The organism is Methylorubrum sp. GM97 (assembly GCF_024347855.1).
GTDB classification, from domain to species: domain Bacteria; phylum Pseudomonadota; class Alphaproteobacteria; order Rhizobiales; family Beijerinckiaceae; genus Methylobacterium; species Methylobacterium extorquens.
In genome coordinates this window covers 725,608-745,569 of the sequence record NZ_AP025942.1, presented here as the reverse complement: position 1 = coordinate 745,569, position 19,962 = coordinate 725,608, and the positions used below count along the sequence as shown (strand labels likewise).

The following is a 19,962-nucleotide window of genomic DNA, read 5'->3' as shown; positions in this document are numbered from 1 at the left end:
GTGAAGGGAAACCGGATCATGTCGGCGGCAAACGAAGTGGTCGCCGTGGCGGCACACGGCGACGCTCCCGCTCAGTCGGGTGGCCGAAGCGCGGCAAAGGACAAGGCGGGCAAGACCGTCAAGCGGCTGCGCCCCCCGGCGGCCAAGAGCGTCGGCTGGGCGCTCGTTCAGGCAGCGCGGCTGCACCGCGCCCGGATCGGCGACCGGCTCGCCGAACTCGACCTGTTCGCCGGCCAGGAGCAGGTGGTGCAGGCGCTGGCGGCGGCCGGCAGCATGACCATGGGCGATCTCGCCGCGACCCTGCGGGTGCGCCCGCCGACCGCCTCGAAGACGATCTCGCGGCTCGCCGCCCTCGGCTTCGTCGAGCGCCGGGCCGAGGCCGGCGACGGCCGCATCGTGCGCGTGCGACTGACCGAAACAGGCTTTGCCAAGGCCGCCGCGATCGAGCGGATCTGGGACGAAGTCGAGGCCGAACTGCTCGAAGACTTCGACAACAAAGAGCGCCGCCGCCTGCGCAAGCTCCTGCGCCGCGTCGCCCGCAGCCTCGCGGGAGCCGCGGGCGTAACCGGCCACGAAGAGTCTGATGCCGAGATCGACGGCGAGGCCGACGACGAGGAGGAGGCCTTGCTGGCTCCGGGCGCGACGAGCGCGGTCGTCTGATCCTGAGGCGAAGCCGGCAGCGGGCAGCCCCTATCGAGAGGGGCCGCCTCGCCAAGTGTCGTGTGGCCAGCCGATTCTTGAGATTCGGCGTCCGGGGCGATGCGCTCGCCTGACCGGTCAGGCCCGCCCGGCGGGCACCATGTCGGCGAGATCCAGCTGGGCCGGGCGGGAGAGGGCGGCGGCCAGCATCGCTTCCAGGACGATGAGGTCGGTTTCCGGGTCGGGCTCCCAGCCGCAGGGGCAGTGCCCGTCGGGATCGTGCGCGGCGGCCACCTGCCGGTAGAGCGTGCCGACGGTACGCGCTGCGGCTTCAAGAGCGGCCATGACATGCATCGGCTCGCGCTGAAGTGCCTGCCAGAACGCGGTCGTGAGCGCCCGCTCCAGCGTGCCCTGCGCGTGCCGCTCCGCCGCGTCGGGTGGAGCCGTGACGAGGCCGGCGCTCATGCCTGCACCTGCGCCCGCGCTTCGACCGGGATCAGCCGCGGCGGTGTCGCGTCGCCCGGCTCCAACCCGACCAGGGATTCGAGGCCACCCCGGCTCAGGCCGAGGGAGGACCCGTCCCACCACGCGAGGCGCACGGATTCGAGCACCGCGTCGAAGGCCGCGAGCAGACCAGCCAAGCCGACGGAGCCGTCGCGGGCCGAGGACAGCGTATCGGCCCGCGAGGGCCACGCGCTGACGTGAGAAGCGTTCGGGAATGTCAGAATGTGCGCCATGCATTCATCATGGCTCCATCTGTCGATATTGCGCAAGCGATCTTCAAAACATTGGAAATGCTTTAATCGAGCTCTGTTTCGAAGCTTTGCACTATTGATTTAGAACAATTCAACCCACCTCAAAAAATCACGGCAGCATCTCGGTTTGGCCGGGCCGGACGGCGTCGATCAGCGGACGGGCTGGTCGAAGGCCGTGTCGGGGTAGGGCTCGCCCTTGAGGGTGAAGTGCCACCATTCCTGCGCGTAGGGCACGAAGCCGGCGCGAATCATCGCGTCGCGCAGGCGGTGACGGTTGCGCGACTGGATCGGGCTGACGCCGGGAAAATCCGTCGCCGAGGCCGGGTCGAACAGGTCGAACGGCGTGCCCATGTCGAGTTCGGCGCCGTCGGCGCTGCGCACCAGCGTCAGGTCCACGGTGGAGCCGCGGGAATGCGACGAGCGCTCGGCGATGTAGCCGAGGCGGAACAGATCCGCCTTGTCCGTCCGCGGGTAATAGGCGGCCTTCATGCGTGTGTCGGCCGGGTCGCGCGCCCAGGCGGCGAAGTCGGCCACCGCCTGGCGCGGGCGGTAGCAGTCGAACACTTTCAGGCCGAGGCCGTCCGGCGCCAGTGACGCCTGCACCCGGGCCAGCGCGCGGGCGGCCTGCGGGGTGAGCAGGCAGCGCGATGCCTCGTAGCCGGCGATGGGCCGGCCGACGAAGTTGTCGGAGCCGGCATAGCGCATGTCGAGGGCGAGCCCCGGCACGTGCCGGGCGGCATCGACGAAGGGATCGATCTCCGCCGCGGCCGGCTGGGACGCGGCGAGGGCGAGGCCCGTCAGTGCGACGCGCATCAGGCCCGCCATGCCAGCAGCCCCGCGCCCGCTGCGATCAGCCCGACGCCGAGCCAGTGATGCGGTGCGAGGCGCTCGCCGAGGAAGAGGACGCCGAACACGGCCACGAGCACGACGCTCAGCTTGTCGAGCGGCGCGACGCGGCCGGCGTCACCGAGCGCGAGCGCCCGGAAGTAGCAGAGCCAGGACGCCCCGGTGGCGAGCCCCGACAGGATCAGAAAGACAAGATTTCGGCCGGAGACGCGGCCCAGCTCCTGCGCCTGTCCGGACGCGGCGAGGATCACCCCGGCGAGCGCCACCACGACGAGCGTTCGAATGAAGGTGGCCACATCCGGCGCGACGCCGTCGATGCCGACCTTGGCGAGGATCGCCGTGGCGGCGGCGAACCCGGCGGAGAGCAGGGCCCAGAACCGCCACGACAGGAGCCATTCGCTCACCGCTTCCTCCTTCACAGGGCGTGGCGCATCACGATCAGGGCTAGGGCCAGCCCGCCGATACCCGCCAAAACCGAGACGAGCACGTAGGCGAGCGCTGCCAGCCCGTCGCCACGCTCCATCAGGGTGAAGGCTTCGAGGGAAAAGGTCGAGAAGGTGGTGAAGCCGCCCAGGATTCCGGTGGCCACGAACAGCCGCGCCTGGGGCGGCCCGCCGCGCGCGGCCAGCCAGCCGGTGACGATCCCCATCAGCACCGAGCCGGCGACGTTGATGCCGAGCGTGCCCCACGGGAAGCTCGCCCCGAGCCGCACAGCCCAGGCGTTGACGCCGTAGCGCATGACACCGCCGAGGCCGGCACCGAGGAAGACGAGAAGGGTGTTCAAGGCTGAAGGCTCGGGATGAAACGCCGTTACGGCGCGGGCTTGCAAGGCGCGTGCAGATCTAGCGCATCGAGCGGACGGAGGCGTGCATCATCCGAAGCCGTTGCGTTGTGCAACGACGGTTCGAGCTACGCTTGGCTTTCATCATGAGCGTCAGTGAGGCGATCCGGACAAGGCGACGGCAACAGGTCTGGCACAGGCCGTTGGAGCCGGCCCTCCAAGAAAAAGCCCCGCCGGCACTGGGCCGACGGGGCTTCTGTTTCGCGGCGACGGTGCGGGTCAGTCCTCGCCCAGGATCTTATCGGGCGTGATCGGCAGGTGGCGGATGCGCTTGCCGGTGGCGTGGTAGACCGCGTTGGAGATCGCAGCGGCCACGCCGACGATGCCGATCTCGCCGAGGCCCTTCACGCCGAGGGGGTTCGCCTTGTCCTCCTCGTCCACGAAGATCACGTCGATGTCGTGGATGTCGGCATGCACCGGCACGTGGTACTCGCCGAGATTGTGGTTCATGAACCGGCCGATGCGGTGGTCGAGCATCGATTCCTCGTGCAGGGCCGAGCCGATACCCATGACGACGCCGCCGAGGATCTGGCTGCGGGCCGTCTTGAGATTGATGATCTTGCCTGCCGCGATGGCCGACACCACGCGGGTGCAGCGCACTTGGCCCAGCTCCTCGTCGATCTTCACCTCCACGAAGATCGCCGAATGGGTGTAGGCCTCGAATTCTTGCGCAAAATCCTTGTCCGGGGCGGCCTCACCGGTCGCCTCCAGCTTTGGCGTGCCGGTCGCCGTCAGGACGTCGGTGAGTGCCACGCTCTTGGACGGATCACCCGCCACCTCGATGCGACCGTTCGAGAAGACGACGCGCTCGAAATCGGCGTTGGCCAGCGGTGAGTTCTCCATGCCGCGCGCCAGCTTGAACGCCTGCTCGGCGATGTCGCGGCAGGCCTTCATCACGGCGGTGCCGGAGGAGGCCGCCGTCCACGAGCCGCCGGCCACGGGGGCCTTGGCGAGCTTGGTGTCGCCGAGCTTGGTCGTGACGTGTTCGAGCGGCAGGCCCAGCGTGTCGGCGGCGATCTGGGTCAGGATCGTGTAGGTGCCGGTGCCGATGTCGCCCGTCTGGTTGCCGACTTCGAGCCGGCCGTCCGCGGTGAGCACGGCATGCGCACTCGACTGCATCATCATCGATTCCCAGATGCCGGTCGCCATGCCCCAGCCGACGAGTTCCCGGCCCTCGCGCATGGAGCGCGGCTGCGGGTTGCGCCGGCTCCAGCCGAAGCGCTCGGCGCCCTGGCGGAAGCAGTCCTTGAGCGCCTTGGAGCCGAACGGCTTGTCCTCGGTCGGGTCGCTCTCGGTGTAGTTCTTCAGGCGAAGCTGGATCGGGTCCTGGCCGGTGGCGTAGGCCAGTTCGTCCATCGCCGTCTCGATGGCGTAGACGCCGGTTACGGCACCAGGTGCGCGCATATCGCCCGGCGTCGGGGTATCGATCTTGGCGAGGCTGTAGGTGAGCGCGACGTTGTCACAGTCGTAGAGCACGCCCGACCAGTTGACGACGACCTCCTGGTAATCCTCGTAGGACGAGGTGCCCTGCACCGCGTCGTGCTTGAGCGCGGTGAGCTTGCCCGAGCGGTCGGCGCCGAGCGAGACGGTCTGGAGCGCTTCCGAGCGGTAGGTGAAGGACCACATCTGATCGCGGGTCAGCGTCACCCGCACCGAGCGGCCGAGATCTTTCGCGGCCAGCATCGCCAGGAAAAGCTGGTATTGCGGGCGCAGGCCCGAGCCGAAGCCACCGCCGAGATAGGGGTTCAGCACCCGCACCTGCTCCGGCTTCAGGCCGAAGGCGCTGGCGATGTAGTCGTGGGTGTTCGAGACGCCCTGGATCTTGTCGTAGACTGTGTAGGTCCCGTCCTTCTCCACGACGACGGTCGAGGCGTGCGGCTCCATCGGGTTGTGGTGCTCGTCGGCCATCCGGTACTGGCCGTTGACGCGGATTTCCGCCGCATCGAACGCCTTTTCGGCGTCGCCCCACGGCTCCGGCGGCGGCTTGATGCCGGCCCGCTTCATCGGCGGATCGTAGGCCTCGGGCGCCTGCGCCGAGAGGTCGGTGCGCGGGGCCACGACCCCGTAATCGACCCGCACCAGGGAGGCGGCATAACGCGCCGTCTCGAAATCCTCGGCGACGACGAGCGCCACCGGCTGGCCGGAAAAGATGATGCGGTTCGTCGCCAGCGCCTGGAACGGCGCGCCGGGTGGCGCCACCGCGTCTTGGTAATCCTCCGGGTTGTCGGAGGTGGCCGGGCGGTTCTCGTGTGTGATCACCTTGATGACACCCGGCACCGCCTCTGCGGCGGAAGCGTCGATGCTCCGCACGCTGCCCTTGGCGATGGCGCTCGACACGACCACGCCGTAGGCGAGGTCGGGCGCGGCGAACTCGCCGGCATATTTGGCAAGGCCCGTGACCTTGGCCGGGCCATCGACGCGGCTGACGGCGCTGCCGACGAAACGGTCGCGGCCGGCCGCCGGGCTGATCTGGACGGTCATGGCTGCTCCTTACTGGATGCGCTTGTCGGACTGGGACTGGGGCGTGCCGGCGGCGGCCTGCTCCAGGCCGCGGACGATGGCGCGGCGCGCCAGCTCGATCTTGAAGCCGTTGGTCGCCTGCGGCTTGGCCTCGCGCAGGATCAGGTCCGCCGCGGCCTTGAAGGTCTCGCGGGTGGCCGGCTTGCCCTGCAGCAGCGCCTCGGCTTCCGTGTTGCGCCAGGGCTTGTGAGCGACGCCGCCGAGCGCGAGGCGTGCGGTGCGGATGGTCTGGCCGTCGAGTTCGAGCGCGGCGGCGACCGAGACCAGCGCGAAGGCGTAGGACAGCCGATCGCGCAGCTTTAGGTAGGTATGATGCTTGCCGCCAAAGCCCTTGGCCGGCAGGTCGATGGCGAGGATGATCTCGCCGGGCGCGAGGTTGGTGTCTTTCGAGGGCTCGTCGCCGGGAAGGCGGTGGAAGTCGGCGAACGGGATCGAACGCTCGCCCTGCGGCCCGCTCACCTGCACGGTTGCTTCCAGTGCGGCGAGCGCCACACACATGTCGGACGGGTGGGTGGCGATGCAATGCTCGCTGGTGCCGAGGATCGCGTGGATGCGATCGACGCCGCCGATGGCCGAGCAGCCGGAGCCCGGCTCGCGTTTGTTGCAGGGCGTGGCCGTATCGTAGAAGTAGTAACAGCGGGTGCGCTGCAGCAGGTTGCCGCCGGTCGAGGCCGCGTTGCGGAGCTGTGCCGATGCGCCGGCCAGGATCGCGTCCGCCAGCAGCGGGTAGCGCTCGCGGATGCGGGCGTCGTAGGCCAGCGTCGCGTTGGTGACGAGGGCGCCGATGCGCAAGCCGCCGTCGCGCTCCTCGATCTCGCCGAGCGGCAGGCGGGTGATGTCGATGAGCTTGCCCGGCCGCTCGACGTCGTACTTCATCAGGTCGATGAGGTTGGTGCCGCCGGCGATGAAGCGGGCCGCCGGGTCGCTGCCCAGCGCCTGCACCGCCTCCGCCACCGTGCTGGGGCGAACGTAATCGAAGCGGTTCATCGGGCGTCTCCCTGGTGCATGACCTCTTCGATGGCATCGACGATGTTGGTGTAGGCGCCGCAGCGGCAGATGTTGCCGCTCATCGCCTCACGGATCTCGTCGCGGGTCTTGGCGTGGCCCTCGTTCATCAGGCCGACCGAGGAGCAGAGCTGGCCCGGCGTGCAGTAGCCGCACTGGAAGGCGTCGTGCTCGACGAAGGCTTCCTGGATCGGGTGAAGGCTGTTCTTGCCCTCGCGATGGGCGAGGCCGGCGAGCCCCTCGACGGTGGTGATCTCCGCGCCGTCCTTCATCACCGCGAGGGTGAGGCAGGAATTGATGCGGGTGCCGTTCACGAGAACGGTGCAGGCGCCGCACTGGCCGTGGTCGCAGCCCTTCTTGGTGCCGGTGAGGTCGAGGCGCTCGCGCAGGAGATCGAGCAGCGTGGTCCAGGGCGCCACCTGAAGCGCGCGCCGCTCGCCATTGATGGTGAGCGTGATGCCGATTGTCCCGACGGCGCCGGGCGAACCGCTGTCGATGAGCATGGTTACATCCGTGATGAGGCTCGGGCTCCGCACGGACGGAACGCGAGGCATAAGGCTTCGCGAGGGGCCGGACGGGGAGCGCGTCTTGGAAGGGCGTGGGCTCAGGGCCCGCACCGGGTCGTGGCGATAACGATTCCAAGGTGGCCCTGTTCCGCTCGCCCTGGGGAGGGACGGCACGGCGCGATCACGGACCAGCGAGGCTCAGGCGCGCTTCCCGGCGGGCCGGGGTTACGCAGGGCGAGAAGCTCGGCTAACGCTTGCCCCGCACGCCGACTTCGAGGAGCCGCCATGGCCGATGCACTCGACCCCGTCCTCAACGACATCGACCGCGATCTGGATAACAGCCTGGAGCGGCTGTTTGCGTGGCTGCGCATCCCCTCGATCTCGACGGATTCCGCCTATGCCGGCCATTGCCGCGAAGCGGCGCACTGGCTTGAAGGAAACCTGACGGCGCTCGGCTTCGAGACCAGCGTCGAGGAGACCTCGCTGCATCCCGTCGTGCTGGCGCACCGCCCGAAGCCGGGGGCGCCGCACGTGCTGTTCTACGGCCATTACGACGTGCAGCCGGTCGATCCGGAAAACCTCTGGAAGACGCCGCCCTTCGAGCCGCGCATCGACGAGACGGGAGACTCGAAAAAAATCGTCGCCCGCGGTGCGTCCGACGACAAGGGTCAGGTCATGACCTTCGTCGAGGCGTGCCGCGCGCATCTCGCGATGAACGGCGACCTGCCCGTCGGCGTCACCATCCTGATCGAGGGCGCCGAGGAGAACGGCTCGCAGGGGTTGCCCGAATGGGTCGAGGCCAACCGCGAGCGGCTGAAGGCCGACGTGGTGCTCGTCTGCGACACCGGCATGTGGGATCGGCAGACGCCGCAGATCACCACCTCGCTGCGCGGGCTCGCCTATTACGAAGTGAAGGTGACCTGCGCCGACCGCGACCTGCATTCCGGCTTCTTCGGCGGCGCGGCGGCCAACCCGATCCACGTCCTGTCCCGGATCATCGCCGACCTGCACGATGCCGATGGCCGTGTGACCCTGCCGGGCTTCTATGACGGCGTGCGCGAGCCCCTGCCCGAGCTGCTGGAGCAGTGGCGCGGTCTCGGCCTGACCCCTGAGAAGTTCCTGGGACCCATCGGCCTGAAGGAGCCGGCGGGCGAGCGCGGGCGCCTTCCGATCGAGCTGATCCAGTCGCGCCCGGCCTGCGACGTCAACGGCATCATCGGCGGCTACACGGGCGAGGGGACGAAGACCGTCATCGCCTCCCAGGCCTCCGCGAAAGTCTCGTTCCGCCTCGTGGACGACCAGGACCCGGAGCAGCTCTCCAAGACCTTCGAAGCCTTCGTGCGCGAGCGCATCCCCGCCGACTGCTCGGTCGAGGTGATCTGCTACAAGGGCTCGCGGGCGGTGGCCTTGCCCTACGACATGCCGCAGCTCGCCGCCGCCCAGGCCGCGCTCGCGGCCGAGTGGGGCCGCCCGGCGGTGGCGGTGGGGGCCGGCGGTTCGATCCCGATCGTCGGCGACTTCAAGCGCATCCTCGGCCTCGACACCCTGCTGATCGGCTTCGGCCTTGACGACGACCGCATCCATTCGCCCAACGAGAAGTACGAGCTGACGAGTTTCCACAAGGGCACGCGCTCCTGGGCGCGGATCCTCTCGGCGCTGGCGCTGGCGCAGGCGTAAGCGGCGCGGCGGCGATGCGAATGGATCTTCCAGGCCACATTCCTCATCCTGAGGTGCCCGCGTCAGCGGGCCTCGAAGGATCCTCCAGGGATCGCGCGGGATCTGGACGATCCTTCGTGGCCGCTGCGCGGCACCTCAGGATGAGGCTGTGGGTGGGAGGCCCAACGAACGCCCCGGCAGATGGCGTGACGGCATGAGCGCCACTGCGGTTGTGCGGCCGACGGGGGACGGGACTGTGCCCGTACCTGGGCAACTCGTGGAGGCCGCGCCCGGCGCCTGCGTGCTGCGCTTTCCTCTGCCGCCGTCTCTGCCGATTCCGTTGCATGTCGCGGCGCCCGAGACGGTGCAGCTGGTGACCTGGGTCTTCTCCGGCCTCGAAGCGGGCGCACCGGACGGTCCCGTCTGCCTGCTGGCGCTCGAAGCGGAGGGTGCTGCGCTGCGCGAGGGCGTCAGCCTCGCCACGCATTTCCGCGACCTCGTGGTGCGGCCCGAGCCGGCCGCGAGCGATGTCCTGTCCTCGGACGAGCGAACCCTGCTCGCGCGCGCGCTGCTCTCGTCGGGCACGGCCGGGCTCGCGCCGCTCGGGCGCCTGTTCGGCCTCGTCGAGGCGGCAGTCATCGCGCTGCCGGTCGCCGAGGATGCGCCGGACCTTGCCGACGGGGATCACGGTTGGTCGCTGGGCGGCACCGCGATCCCGCACGCCCTGCTGTTTCGCGCCCGTGCGGGCTGGGGCTGTGCGCGGGTTGCCGGGGCACGGCTGCGCTTTGGCCGGCACCCACGCCAGCATCTGACCCTGGAACCCGTCTGGGGCGCGGCTCCCGAGGGTCGGCCCGAGCGCTGCCTCGCGCTCCATGCCCACGGCTTCACGGCGCTGACGATAGGGGCCTCGTGATGCCGCTCGACCAAGCGGAGAAGCCCGCGATCCTCGTGCTCGCACCGATGCCGGCCGCGCCCGTGAGCGCCGGCAACCGGCGCCGGTTGGCGGCCACCTGCGAGGCGCTGACCCGCGGCGGCTTTGCCATCGATCTCGCCTATTACGCCCACGAGGATCAGATCTACCGCCGCTTCGGCCAGCACCCGCCGACCGATCTCGAGGAAATGGAGCGGACGTTCCGCAACGTCTTCCTGATCGAGGCGCGGGCCGTGATCCCGCTCAAGACGCGCTCGACCGCCTTCGGAATCGACGAATGGTGCCCCGATGAGGTCGGCGACTTCGTCGCGTGGTACGGCTCCGCCTACCCCGAGACCGGCGCGGTGCTGGTGAACTACGTCTTCCTGTCGCGCGCCCTGGAACGGGTCCCGCCGGGCGTCCTGACGCTGATCGACACCCACGACCGCTTCGCCGGCCGCCAGACCCAGTACCGGCCGTTCCGCGCCGAGCCGAACTTCTTCTACACCGACACGGCCGGCGAGGCGGCGGGTCTCGCCCGCGCCGACGTCGTCCTGGCGATCCAGGCGGCGGAAGCCGGCTATTTCGCGAGCCTGACCGACAGCCGCGTCCTGCTGCTCCCGCCGCACTTTCCAGCCCAGAGGCCGTTCGCCGTGCCGGAGCGGGTCGCCCGCATCGGCTTTCTCGGCCACGGCAACGACCCGAACCTGTTCTCCATCGGCCGCTTCATCCGGGCTTGGCGCGACGGCTGGACTCCGGATCGGCCGGAACTCGTCATCGCCGGCGAAATCTGCCGCAGCCTGCCCGGCGTCGAAGGCCCCGGTGTTCGGCTGCTCGGCTATCTCGACCGGCTGGAGGATTTCTACGCCCAGGCCGACCTCGTCGTGGCACCGATGCTGATGGGCTCCGGGCTCAAGATGAAGGTCGGAGAGGCGCTCTCCTTCGGCCGCCCGGTGATCGGGACCGAGATCGGCCTCGAAGGTTTCGAGCCGGTGGAGCCGGCCCATCGCTGCCGCGACTTCGAGGCGGTGAAGGCGGGGGTGCTGGCGGTGGCGGCCGATTCCGAGGCCCTGGCGCGGCTGACACGGGCGAGCGAGGCGCTGTTCACGCGCTACGCCGCGACCGCGCTGGCGGCAGAGGCGGAGCTGATTGAGCTTCTTAGGGCACGGCGGATCAAGCATGGCATCCTCTCTCCCCGCACGCGGGGAGAGGGTCGCGACGACCTTGTCGTCGGCGCGACAAGCGGTAGCGAGGGTGAGGGGGCGGATCAGCTGGAGACTCCTTCGTCTGCGCCCCCTCACCATCGGCTGCCGCCTCGCTCTGCCGACGACGAGGTCGGCAGAGCCCTCTCCCCGCGTGCGGGGAGAGGGAATGCCAATCCGGATGCGGAGTCGTTTGTTGTCCGCGGCGGCGGCCTCGTTCTGACCTGTGAAACCTCCGCCCGCTCCCGGCCCGCTGCCGATCCCGATCTGGGCGTTCTCGTCGCCACCGAGCGGCGACCCGGCCACGGAACGGCGGCGGTCTATGCACCGCAGCGGCAGCGCTGGTTCGCCCGTGCGGAGGCGTCAGCCGACGGCGCGGCGCCCGATCTCGGTCCGCTCGATGTCGCCCTATCGCCCGAATGGGTGCGCGATAGAACGCTGCCGCCCGCAACCCGCGCGGCGCTGGCCCGCGCCTTCGCCCGGATGCAGGCGGATTGGGAGACGGAGGGCCGGATCGTCGGCTGCGCAGGGGATCGGCTTGAAATCGAAACCCTGCTGCCCGGCGTGCTCGTCAACGGTACGCATCCGGCAGCCGCCTTCCTAGTCGCGGGGGAGGGCGCTTCCGAATGGCGTCTGGAGCGGGTCACGCCGCTCCACCGGCGCCGGATCGACACCTATGCCAACCTCACCGGCCGCCTGCCGGCACCGCTGCCCGTGAGCCTGTCGTTCCGCGGGGCGGCCACAGGCCCGGCGAGCGGGTGCCTCCTGTTCCTCACCGATGACGGGATCGGCCGGATCATTCTGCCGGAGGGCGCGGCTTAGCCTATGAGCGAAACCCCCGCCGTCCCCCTGCTCGACACGATCGATCCCGGCCCCGGTCGCCGCGCGGCGCTGGCCGAGGCCGCGCTGATTGTCGAGGCGATCCAGCGCAACGGCGTGCGCCTCGCCTTCGCGCCGCAGCCCGATCCGGATGTCTCCATCGTCATCGTCGCCCGCGATGCCCGCCACCTGCTGGCGCTCACCCTCTATCGCCTCTGCGCGAGCCAGGGGCTGGCGGGCGTCCGCTTCGAGGTCGTGCTGGTCGACAACGCCTCCGCCCCGGAGACCCGCGCCCTCTACCCGCATCTCGACGGGGTGACGCTGATCGAGAACGCCACCAACACCGGCTTCGGGCCCGCCTGCAACGCGGGCGCGGCAAGGGCGCGGGGGCGCTTCATCCTGTTCCTCAACCCGGATGTCGATCTCCTGCCCGGCGCGCTGGCGGCGATGGTCGCGACCTTCCGCGATCATGAGGGCACCGGCATTGTCGGCGCCCGCCTCGTCTTCCCCGGCGGCGTGCTGCAGGAATCCGGCGCAGGCTTTCGCGACGACGCGCAACTCACCCATCCGCACGGGCGCGGCAACGCCGACCCCTTCGCCCCCAAGCATGCCGCGACCCGCGATGTCGGCTACGTCTCGGGCGCCGTGCTGATGATCGAGCGGGCGCTGTTCGAGGCGCTCGGCGGCTTCGATCCGCTCTTCGCCCCGGCCTATTTCGAGGACACCGACCTCTGCCTGCGCTGCCACCAGGCCGGGCGTCGCGTCATCGTGCAGCCGCGCGCCACGGCGATCCATTACGAGAACGCCACCAGCGCCCGCCGCGAGGATGTGGAGGCGCTGCTCGACCGCAACCGCGCCCGCTTCCTCGACCGGCACCGGCAGAGCCTGTTCGCGCAGGGGCCGCAGCCGCGCGGCACCGGCCTCCTCGACCATGATCCCTGGCGTCTGCGGGTGCTCTACGTCGATGACCGGGTGCCGCATCTCGATCTCGGCGCCGGCCTGCCGCGGGCCAACGCCATCCTCAACGCCATGGCGGGTCTCGGCTACGCGGTGACGTTCTTTCCGAACTACGAGGCGGATGCGGAGGAGGCGCGGCGCTACCGCGACCTCGATGAGCGCATCGAGATTTCTTACGCCAGCGGCGACGAGGGGTTTGCCCGCCTGATCGCCGAGCGGCGCGACCATTACGACGTGCTCTGGGTCAGCCGCCCGCACAACATCCTGTTCGTCACGCAGGCGCTGCACGCCGCCGGGCTCGATCCGCGCAGCTTCGTGCGCTCGAAGGTGATCTTCGATTCCGAGGCCCTGTTTGCGCTGCGTGACTTCGTGACGGAGGCCGCGACCGCGGGCAGCGCGGTGGCCGCCGATCTGGCGTGGCAGGCGGAGCGCGAGACGCGCCTGTTCGGGCTTGCCGACGCGGTGGTCTGCGTCTCCCCGGCCGAGGCGCGGGTGCTCGCCCGCTACAGCGCCTGCAACGCCACCGTGCTCGGCCACGCCCTGACCCGGCCCGAAGCGCCGACGCCGGGTTTTGCCGGCCGCGCGGGCTTCGTCTTCGTCGGCGCGCTCGCCCGCGAAGGGCAGCCCAACGTCGATTCCCTCGACTGGTTTTTCGGGAGCGTCTGGCCGCTCGTGCGGGCGCGGTTGCCGGCGGCGCAGCTCACCATCGTCGGTGGGATCGCGCCGGAGATCCGGGAGCGCTATGCGCGCGAGCCGGGTGTGCAGGTCACCGGCCGGGTGCCGCAGACCGAGCCCTATCTCGATGCGGCCCGCGTGTTCCTGGCGCCGACGCGCTTCGCCGCCGGCATTCCGCACAAGGTCCATGAGGCGGTGGCGCGCGGCCTGCCCTGCGTCGTCACGCCGATCCTCGCCGATCAGGTCGGCTGGGCGGACGGCGCCGGCTTCCTCGTGCGCGACTGGCGCGACCCAAGACCCTTCGCCGAGGCGCTGGTGGCGCTCCACGAGGACGCGGCCCTGTGGGACGCGGTTCGGGAGGAGGGGAGCCGGCACATCGCCGAGGATTGCGACACCGAGGCCTTCGCGGCCGCGATCCGGGCCCTGTGCGAGGCGCAGGTCGTCGCATGAGCGCATCCCCCGTCGCCCGCCTCGTCGGCCTTGCCAGCGGGCTCCTGCGCCGCGTCGTGATCGGCCGCGTCCCGAAGCTGTTCGATGCCGCCTATTATCGCGAGCGCAATCCGGGCGTGGCGCGCAGCGGCCTCGACCCCTTCCTGCACTACGCGTGGTTCGGCGCCCGTCGGGACCGGAACCCGAACGCGGATTTCGACACCGCCTTCTACCGCCGGCAGAGCGGCCGGACCCGGCTCGACCCCCTGCGCCACTACGGGCAGATCGGCGCGGCGCAGGGTCTCGACCCGAGCCCCGGCTTCAGCACCAGCCTCTATCTCGCCCGCTATCCCGACGTAGTCGCGGCGGGGGTCAACCCTCTCCAGCACTTCCGCACCGACGGTCGGGCGGAGGGGCGCGAGGCGGCGCCCTCGCCGATCGAGCCCGACCGCCTGCGGGCGCTCGACGGCGTGGCGGAGGATCACCGCCTCACCCTGCCGGAGGCCGAGGGCGGGCGCTTCGCCCTGACGCTGCTGCGCGACAGCCCGCTCGACCGCACGGCGGATTTCGCGCCGCGCTTCTGCCTGCAGCTCTGCGTCGATGGTGTCGAATACGACGCCCTGCTCAATGCGTTCCGCGCCTTCGAGGCGGGGGCGCAGGCCTCGCTTGCCCTGGAGATCGACACGGGCGCCGGCCCGCACCCGCCGATGCCGACGCAGCTCCTCGCCTTCGAGCGCTGCTTCGTCTCCCGCTCCGGCAACGGCCGGGTGCTGCATCTGCGCTACGCCGAGTTGCGAGCCTGGGACCTGCGCCTCAAGCGGCCCGGCGTGGCGGCCGTGTTTCCCGGCGGCCATTTCTCGGCGCGGCTGCTGGCGAAAGGGGAGGGGTGGCCGGCGGCCTGAATCCCCGCCCGGGCCCTTCGGGGAAACCGAGGCGGCGACGGGCGTTCCCCGGGTGAAGAACCCGAGCAGGATGGCCACCATGAACGACGACGACCGTCAGACGCGCGAGGAGCGCCCCGACTCCACCGGTCCGAATGCCCGGCCCCGTGACACCACCATCGCCCAGACCGGCGAGGGGATTCCCGACGATAGCGGGCGGCCCGTGCAGGTCGACGAGGCGGAGGCCAAGCGGATCGAGGAGAAGATCCGCGCGCTGTGATCCAAGCTCAGCTCCCGGCCTTCCCATCCGTGGCCTCATCCTGCGGTGCGCAGCGAAGCGGAGCCTCGAAGGATCTTCCAGGGGTCGCGCGGGATCTGGAGGATCCTTCGAGGCCGCTTTCGCGGCACCTCAGGATGAGGGCGTCGGGTTGGAGGATCGGCCGCTCGGAGCCGTCAGGCCGGCCGCTCCGAAAAGATCGCCTTCTTGACGATGGCGTGGACGCCCCAGTTGCCGTCGACCACCTGGGTGATGCCGAAATCGACCGCGACCGACATCAACGAGATCGCCTCGTCCTCGGTCAGTCCCTTCGCCTGCATCAGGAATTGGCGCATCTTGCGGAAGGCGTCGCGCATGGCGAGGTCGAGGGAGGATTTCTGGAAGATCGCGTTCTGCGCGTCCGGGCCGAGATCCTTCAGGTAGTTCGGGTAGCTGAAGCCCGAGAGCACCCAATCGTCGGCGGTTTCGATCATCGGGAAGTCCAGGGACTCCAGCGACGTGCCCGCGAGATCGGCTCGCTTGTGCAGGATGAACTGGAAAGTGCCGGTGAGCGAACACTCGATCGCCGTGCCGCAGAGTTCGGAATCGCCCTGGCTCGCATGGGGGTCGCCCACCGAGAACAGCGCGCCCGGCACGGCGACGGGGTAATACATCGTCGCGCCCTTGCCGATGCGCCAGTTGTCGATGTTGCCGCCGGTGTAGCTCGGTGGAATCGAGTTCACCATGTCCGCTTCGGACGGGGCGAGGCCCATTGTGCCGAAATGCGGGCGGATCGGCACGCGGATGCCCTTCAGCACGTCGAAGCTGCGCTTCGTCTTGGTGTGATCGACCGGCAGGCCGGGATAGTCGATCGTCGGATGCTCGTGGCCGTCCGGATCGGTCACGCCCGGCCAGGGGAAGCTGTAGACGGCCTTGGCCCAATCGCGCTCGCCGGTCGCATCGACCTCGTAGATGGTGAGAACCTCGCGCTTCTTGGCCCCCAGCATGTCGTTGTAGTGGTAGCCCCACCATGCCGCTGCGTTGCTGCCGAAGGTCCGGCCCTTGAATTTCGGGTTGGCCGAGGGGCGCGGCGCCACGTCGAGGATGCGCACCTCCAGCACGTCGCCGGGCTCCGCGCCGCGGATCGCCACCGGGCCGGTGCAGATATGGACGCCGAGCCCGCCGCCGGGACCGAGCTTGGAATCCTCGGGTCCGGCGCCGCGGCGCGGCACGCCCTTCTTCTCCTTGGTCCAGAGGAACACGCTCTCGGCGCCGGGATCGCCCGTCACCATCCGCTCGGCGTCGTCGTTGGCGTGGTGAGTCAGGGTCTCGATGGTGACGAAGTCGCCCGACTCGATCTCGACCTGGGGTTTGAGGGTCTTCGAGAAGTAGCCCCAGTGGATGGTCTCGGCATTAGCCGGCAGGTGGTAGTGGGCGGTCTGCTTCAGCCGGCGTGCGCTGCTCTGCGCCAGGGCCGGGTTCACCAGGGAAAGGCCGCCCGCCGCCAGCGCCGCGGCCCCTCCGGTGGCGACGAAGCTGCTCTTCAGGAAGGACCGTCGCTCGGGCTCCATGTCGCGCCGGTAGCGCAGCCGATGTTCGGCGAAGGCGGCACAGGTCGGATCGTCACCACGGCACATTGCAGACTCCAGACGCGTTCAACGCCCGGAACTGAATGCAAAATTACAGCCAAGCTCGGGCCCCGTCCTTGCGTGAAGCAGGGGGGCCCCAAGGCTCGGTGCGTTACTCCGAGAGCGGCCCCACGCCGGGTTCGGCCTCCGGCGCAACTTGCAGCGGCACCGCGGCCTGCGCCTCCACCACCGCCGCGGCGGTGACGTTGACGATGCCACGGGCGGTGACGGAGGGCGTGAGGATGTGCGCCGGCTTGGCCGGGCCGATCAGCAGCGGACCGACCGGCAGCGCGTCGGCGAGCACCTTGGCGAACTGGAAGGCGATGTTGGCGGCATCCAGGTTCGGGAAGACGAGGATGTTGGCCGCGCCCTTCCAGTTGGAACTCGGCAGCACCCGGTCGCGAATGAGTTCGGACAGGGCCGAATCCGCCTGCATCTCGCCGTCGGCCTGAAGATCGGGCGCGCGCGCCTGGATCAGTTCTAGCGCGCGCCGCATCTTCTTCGCGGAAGCGGAGTCCGACTGGCCGAAATCGGAGTGGCTCAGGAGCGCGATCTTCGGCGTCAGACCGAAACGGCCGACATGGTTCGCGCAGGCGATGGCGACGTCGGCGATCTCCTCCGCGCTCGGATCCTGGCGGACATGGGTGTCGGCGAGGAAGAAGGCGCCCTTCTTCGTCACGATCAGGCTCATGCCGGCGAAGTCGATCGAGTCGGGCGAGAGCCCGATCACGTCGCGGATCACCCGCAGGCGCGTCTCGAACCGGCCTTCCAAGCCGCAGATCAGCGCGTCCGCCTCGCCGCGGCGCACCGCGAGCGCCGCGATCACGGTGGAGTTGGTGCGCACCAGCGTCCGGGCGAGATCGGGGGTGATGCCGCGCCGGCCGGCGATTTCGAGATAGGTGGCGACATAATCCCGGTAACGCGGATCGTCCTCGGGATCGATCAGGTCGAAATGTTCGCCGTGCTTGAGGTCGAGGCCGAAGCGCTTGATGCGGGTCTCGATCACTCGCGGGCGACCGACCAGGATCGGCCGGGCGACACCGTCCTCGACCACAGCCTGTGCGGCGCGCAGCACGCGCTCGTCCTCGCCCTCGGCGTAGATGACGCGCTTCGGATCGCTCTTCGCCTTGGAGAAGAGCGGCTTCATGATGAAGCCGGAGCGGTGCACGAAGCGGTCGAGTGATTCCGCGTAGGCGTCGATGTTCTCCACCGGACGGCCGGCGACGCCCGAATCCATTGCCGCCTTCGCCACCGCGGGCGCGATGCGCACGATCAGGCGCGGATCGAACGGGCTCGGAATCAGCGAGCGCGGCCCGAACGGCCGGGCCTCGCCGCCATAGGCGCGGGCGACCACGTCGGACGGCGTCTCGCGGGCGAGCGCCGCGATCGCCTTCACGGCCGCCTTTTTCATCTCCTCGTTGATCTTGTGGGCGCCGACATCGAGCGCGCCGCGGAAGATGTAGGGGAAGCAGAGGACGTTGTTGACCTGGTTGGGGAAGTCCGAGCGCCCGGTGCAGATCATCGCGTCGGGCCGCGCCTGCTCGGCGAGATCCGGCATGATCTCGGGGTAGGGGTTGGCCAGCGCCATGATCAGCGGCTTCTCGGCCATCTTCTCGAGATATTCGGGCTTGAGCACCCCGCCCGCCGAGAGGCCGATGAACACGTCGGCGCCGGGGATCACTTCGGCCAGGGTCCGCGCGTCGGTCTCCTGCGCGTAGACGTCTTTCCAGCGGTCCATCAGCTCGGCGCGGCCCTTGTAGACCACGCCCTTGATGTCGGTGACGGTGATGTTCTCACGGGTCGCGCCGAGCGAGACCAGGAGGTTGAGGCAGGCCAGAGCCGCCGCGCCGGCACCCGAGGTGACGATCTTGGCGTCCGAGAGCCGCTTGCCCGCGAGTTCGAGTGCGTTGAGGACCGCCGCCGCGACGATGATCGCCGTGCCGTGCTGGTCGTCGTGGAAGACCGGGATGTTCATCCGCTCCCGGCACCGCTCCTCGACCTCGAAGCATTCCGGCGCCTTGATGTCCTCAAGGTTGATGCCGCCGAAGGTCGGCTCCAGGGCGCAGACCACGTCCACCAGCTTGTCGACGTCCTTCTGGTCCACCTCAATGTCGAACACGTCGATGCCGGCGAACTTCTTGAACAGGACCGCCTTGCCCTCCATCACCGGCTTGGAGGCCAGCGGGCCGATATCACCGAGGCCGAGCACGGCGGTGCCGTTCGAGAGCACGGCGACGAGGTTCTGGCGGATGGTGAGGGTGGCGGCCTCCTGCGGGTCGTCGTAGATCGCCATGCAGGCGGCGGCGACGCCGGGAGAGTAGGCCAGCGCCAGATCGCGCTGGTTGCCGAGCGGCTTGGTGGCCTGGATCTCGAGCTTTCCGGGTTTCGGCAGTCGGTGGTAGACGAGCGCCCCGGACTTCAGATCCTCGGACATATTGTCGGCCATGGCGATGCCGTCCTCTTCCGCTCGTTTTTGCGCGCCCGCACCCTCTTCTTGCGGGGGGCACTGTTGAGGCATCTGTTGCAACGGCTGAGGCGGGGGCGCAACCCGCACAACGAGACCCGGCTGCATCTGGAAAAGCTGGCTCAGCGCTGGAATTTCACAATTGGTGCATACTCTTACGGCCGGCCGAAGGTGCGCTTCCCCGAATCCGGCCGGCAGCTGACGATCGGCCGGTATTGTTCCATCGCGGATCGGGTCGAGATCCTGCTCGGCGGCGACCACCGGCTCGACTGGGTTTCGACCTATCCGTTCGCCGCGATGACCGGCCTCTGGCCGGGGGCGGACGCACCCCAGGATTATCACGCCTCACGCGGCGACGTGATCATCGGCCATGACGTCTGGCTCGGATCGGGCTGTATGATTCTGTCGGGCATCACCGTGGGCCATGGCGCGGTGGTGGCGGCCCATGCCGTCGTGACGCGGGACGTGCCGCCCTACGCGGTCGTCGCCGGCAACCCGGCCCGGATCGTGCGCCGCCGCTTCGACGAGGCGACGACGGCCGCGCTCGTCGAGGCGGCGTGGTGGGATTTCCCGCATGAGACGGTGATGCGGTGGATCCCGCTCCTCCAGAGCGGACGGGTGGCGGAGCTGATCGACGCGGTGCGAACCGAGCGTGCCGTTGCGGGCGCGCCGCGATTGCCGTAACCGGCCGGCACGATTTCCAGGAACGCACGACCCATGTCCGAACCCCCCCCCGACCGCCTCTCGGTCAATCCGAACAGCCCCTATTACGACGAGGCGGTCCTCGCCCGCGGCGTCGGCATCCGCTTCAAGGGTGCCGAGAAGACCAATGTCGAGGAGTACTGCGTCAGCGAGGGCTGGGTGCGGCTCTCGGCCGGCAAGGCGCTCGACCGGGCCGGCAACCCGATGACGGTGAAGCTCAAGGGCGCCGTCGAGCCGTATTTCCGCGAGGAGCCGGCCGAAGCGTAGGCGT

Annotated in this window: 19 protein-coding genes; 9 read left to right on the top strand and 10 right to left on the bottom strand. The window is 69.6% G+C overall.

The features are described 5' to 3' along the window. Positions 1-18: 18 nt before the first annotated feature. The gene (locus MSPGM_RS03545) at positions 19-660 is read left to right on the top strand and encodes a MarR family winged helix-turn-helix transcriptional regulator (RefSeq protein ID WP_012752150.1); all 642 of its coding nucleotides are present in this window, start codon (positions 19-21) and stop codon (positions 658-660) included. 117 nt (positions 661-777) lie between these two features. Here MSPGM_RS03545 and MSPGM_RS03540 read toward each other — a convergent pair whose 3' ends face one another. The 8 genes from MSPGM_RS03540 to MSPGM_RS03505 all read right to left on the bottom strand — a co-directional run bounded on the left by MSPGM_RS03540 (position 778) and on the right by MSPGM_RS03505 (position 7,109). Beyond that, positions 778-1,104, bottom strand: coding sequence for a hypothetical protein (locus MSPGM_RS03540; protein WP_003599571.1), 327 nt, complete (start codon positions 1,102-1,104; stop codon positions 778-780). After that, a complete protein-coding gene (locus MSPGM_RS03535) occupies positions 1,101-1,376 on the bottom strand; it encodes a hypothetical protein (RefSeq protein WP_003599573.1) in 276 nt (91 codons plus the stop codon). The genes MSPGM_RS03540 and MSPGM_RS03535 overlap by 4 nt, the downstream gene beginning before the upstream one ends. 168 nt (positions 1,377-1,544) lie before the next feature. Next, a complete protein-coding gene (locus MSPGM_RS03530) occupies positions 1,545-2,207 on the bottom strand; it encodes a M15 family metallopeptidase (RefSeq protein ID WP_003599574.1) in 663 nt (220 codons plus the stop codon). Continuing rightward, positions 2,207-2,644, bottom strand: coding sequence for an EamA family transporter (locus tag MSPGM_RS03525; RefSeq protein ID WP_003599575.1), 438 nt, complete (start codon positions 2,642-2,644; stop codon positions 2,207-2,209). Before MSPGM_RS03525 ends, MSPGM_RS03530 begins: the two co-directional genes overlap by 1 nt. Positions 2,645-2,655: 11 nt before the next feature. Further along, a complete protein-coding gene (locus tag MSPGM_RS03520; RefSeq protein ID WP_244414062.1) occupies positions 2,656-2,979 on the bottom strand; it encodes a CrcB family protein in 324 nt (107 codons plus the stop codon). 321 nt (positions 2,980-3,300) lie between these two features. Further along, a complete protein-coding gene (locus MSPGM_RS03515; RefSeq protein ID WP_012752148.1) occupies positions 3,301-5,562 on the bottom strand; it encodes a xanthine dehydrogenase family protein molybdopterin-binding subunit in 2,262 nt (753 codons plus the stop codon). A gap of 9 nt (positions 5,563-5,571) precedes the next feature. Further along, a complete protein-coding gene (locus tag MSPGM_RS03510; protein ID WP_003599578.1) occupies positions 5,572-6,588 on the bottom strand; it encodes an FAD binding domain-containing protein in 1,017 nt (338 codons plus the stop codon). Then, positions 6,585-7,109, bottom strand: coding sequence for a (2Fe-2S)-binding protein (locus tag MSPGM_RS03505; protein WP_003599579.1), 525 nt, complete (start codon positions 7,107-7,109; stop codon positions 6,585-6,587). Before MSPGM_RS03505 ends, MSPGM_RS03510 begins: the two co-directional genes overlap by 4 nt. Before the next feature lie 288 nt (positions 7,110-7,397). Here MSPGM_RS03505 and MSPGM_RS03500 point away from each other — a divergent pair, with 288 nt between their 5' ends. The 6 genes from MSPGM_RS03500 (at position 7,398) to MSPGM_RS03475 (ending at position 14,921) form a co-directional block, all read left to right on the top strand. Further along, positions 7,398-8,789 carry a M20/M25/M40 family metallo-hydrolase gene (locus tag MSPGM_RS03500; RefSeq protein WP_012752147.1) on the top strand — a complete coding sequence of 464 codons (1,392 nt, stop codon included), beginning with the start codon at positions 7,398-7,400 and terminating at the stop codon, positions 8,787-8,789. 193 nt (positions 8,790-8,982) lie between these two features. Then, entirely contained in the window at positions 8,983-9,681 is a 699-nt protein-coding gene (locus MSPGM_RS03495; RefSeq protein WP_043707103.1) for a hypothetical protein, read from the top strand. Then, the gene (locus MSPGM_RS03490) at positions 9,681-11,702 is read left to right on the top strand and encodes a glycosyltransferase (protein ID WP_003599582.1); all 2,022 of its coding nucleotides are present in this window, start codon (positions 9,681-9,683) and stop codon (positions 11,700-11,702) included. Before MSPGM_RS03495 ends, MSPGM_RS03490 begins: the two co-directional genes overlap by 1 nt. A 3-nt stretch (positions 11,703-11,705) precedes the next feature. Then, entirely contained in the window at positions 11,706-13,781 is a 2,076-nt protein-coding gene (locus tag MSPGM_RS03485) for a glycosyltransferase (protein WP_261926169.1), read from the top strand. Further along, positions 13,778-14,662: a hypothetical protein gene (locus tag MSPGM_RS03480; RefSeq protein ID WP_003599584.1), complete on the top strand. Its 885-nt coding sequence runs from the start codon at positions 13,778-13,780 to the stop codon at positions 14,660-14,662. The genes MSPGM_RS03485 and MSPGM_RS03480 overlap by 4 nt, the downstream gene beginning before the upstream one ends. A gap of 79 nt (positions 14,663-14,741) precedes the next feature. Beyond that, complete coding sequence (locus tag MSPGM_RS03475; protein ID WP_003599586.1) at positions 14,742-14,921, top strand: hypothetical protein; 180 nt, start codon at positions 14,742-14,744, stop codon at positions 14,919-14,921. A gap of 173 nt (positions 14,922-15,094) precedes the next feature. Here MSPGM_RS03475 and MSPGM_RS03470 read toward each other — a convergent pair whose 3' ends face one another. Together MSPGM_RS03470 and MSPGM_RS03465 are read right to left on the bottom strand one after the other, a co-directional pair. Beyond that, complete coding sequence (locus MSPGM_RS03470; RefSeq protein ID WP_012752143.1) at positions 15,095-16,534, bottom strand: acetamidase/formamidase family protein; 1,440 nt, start codon at positions 16,532-16,534, stop codon at positions 15,095-15,097. A gap of 103 nt (positions 16,535-16,637) precedes the next feature. Beyond that, a complete protein-coding gene (locus tag MSPGM_RS03465) occupies positions 16,638-18,971 on the bottom strand; it encodes an NADP-dependent malic enzyme (protein ID WP_003599589.1) in 2,334 nt (777 codons plus the stop codon). Between the two features lie 75 nt (positions 18,972-19,046). On the opposite strand from MSPGM_RS03465, the gene MSPGM_RS03460 reads away from it, so the two are divergent. Both MSPGM_RS03460 and MSPGM_RS03455 read left to right on the top strand, forming a co-directional pair. Further along, positions 19,047-19,673, top strand: a complete 627-nt coding sequence (locus tag MSPGM_RS03460; RefSeq protein WP_003599590.1) for a CatB-related O-acetyltransferase — start codon at positions 19,047-19,049, stop codon at positions 19,671-19,673. Between the two features lie 33 nt (positions 19,674-19,706). Then, positions 19,707-19,958: a DUF3297 family protein gene (locus tag MSPGM_RS03455; protein ID WP_003599591.1), complete on the top strand. Its 252-nt coding sequence runs from the start codon at positions 19,707-19,709 to the stop codon at positions 19,956-19,958. The last annotated feature ends 4 nt before the right edge of the window (positions 19,959-19,962 follow it).

Coding starts and splice junctions, on each gene's coding strand:
- MSPGM_RS03545 (WP_012752150.1), top strand. CDS start 19: ATGTCGGCGGCAAACGAAGTGGTCGCCGTGGCGGCACACGGCGACGCT.
- MSPGM_RS03540 (WP_003599571.1), bottom strand. CDS start 1,104: ATGAGCGCCGGCCTCGTCACGGCTCCACCCGACGCGGCGGAGCGGCAC.
- MSPGM_RS03535 (WP_003599573.1), bottom strand. CDS start 1,376: ATGGCGCACATTCTGACATTCCCGAACGCTTCTCACGTCAGCGCGTGG.
- MSPGM_RS03530 (WP_003599574.1), bottom strand. CDS start 2,207: ATGCGCGTCGCACTGACGGGCCTCGCCCTCGCCGCGTCCCAGCCGGCC.
- MSPGM_RS03520 (WP_244414062.1), bottom strand. CDS start 2,979: ATGCGCTACGGCGTCAACGCCTGGGCTGTGCGGCTCGGGGCGAGCTTC.
- MSPGM_RS03515 (WP_012752148.1), bottom strand. CDS start 5,562: ATGACCGTCCAGATCAGCCCGGCGGCCGGCCGCGACCGTTTCGTCGGC.
- MSPGM_RS03510 (WP_003599578.1), bottom strand. CDS start 6,588: ATGAACCGCTTCGATTACGTTCGCCCCAGCACGGTGGCGGAGGCGGTG.
- MSPGM_RS03505 (WP_003599579.1), bottom strand. CDS start 7,109: ATGCTCATCGACAGCGGTTCGCCCGGCGCCGTCGGGACAATCGGCATC.
- MSPGM_RS03500 (WP_012752147.1), top strand. CDS start 7,398: ATGGCCGATGCACTCGACCCCGTCCTCAACGACATCGACCGCGATCTG.
- MSPGM_RS03495 (WP_043707103.1), top strand. CDS start 8,983: ATGAGCGCCACTGCGGTTGTGCGGCCGACGGGGGACGGGACTGTGCCC.
- MSPGM_RS03490 (WP_003599582.1), top strand. CDS start 9,681: ATGCCGCTCGACCAAGCGGAGAAGCCCGCGATCCTCGTGCTCGCACCG.
- MSPGM_RS03485 (WP_261926169.1), top strand. CDS start 11,706: ATGAGCGAAACCCCCGCCGTCCCCCTGCTCGACACGATCGATCCCGGC.
- MSPGM_RS03480 (WP_003599584.1), top strand. CDS start 13,778: ATGAGCGCATCCCCCGTCGCCCGCCTCGTCGGCCTTGCCAGCGGGCTC.
- MSPGM_RS03475 (WP_003599586.1), top strand. CDS start 14,742: ATGAACGACGACGACCGTCAGACGCGCGAGGAGCGCCCCGACTCCACC.
- MSPGM_RS03470 (WP_012752143.1), bottom strand. CDS start 16,534: ATGTGCCGTGGTGACGATCCGACCTGTGCCGCCTTCGCCGAACATCGG.
- MSPGM_RS03465 (WP_003599589.1), bottom strand. CDS start 18,971: ATGGCCGACAATATGTCCGAGGATCTGAAGTCCGGGGCGCTCGTCTAC.
- MSPGM_RS03455 (WP_003599591.1), top strand. CDS start 19,707: ATGTCCGAACCCCCCCCCGACCGCCTCTCGGTCAATCCGAACAGCCCC.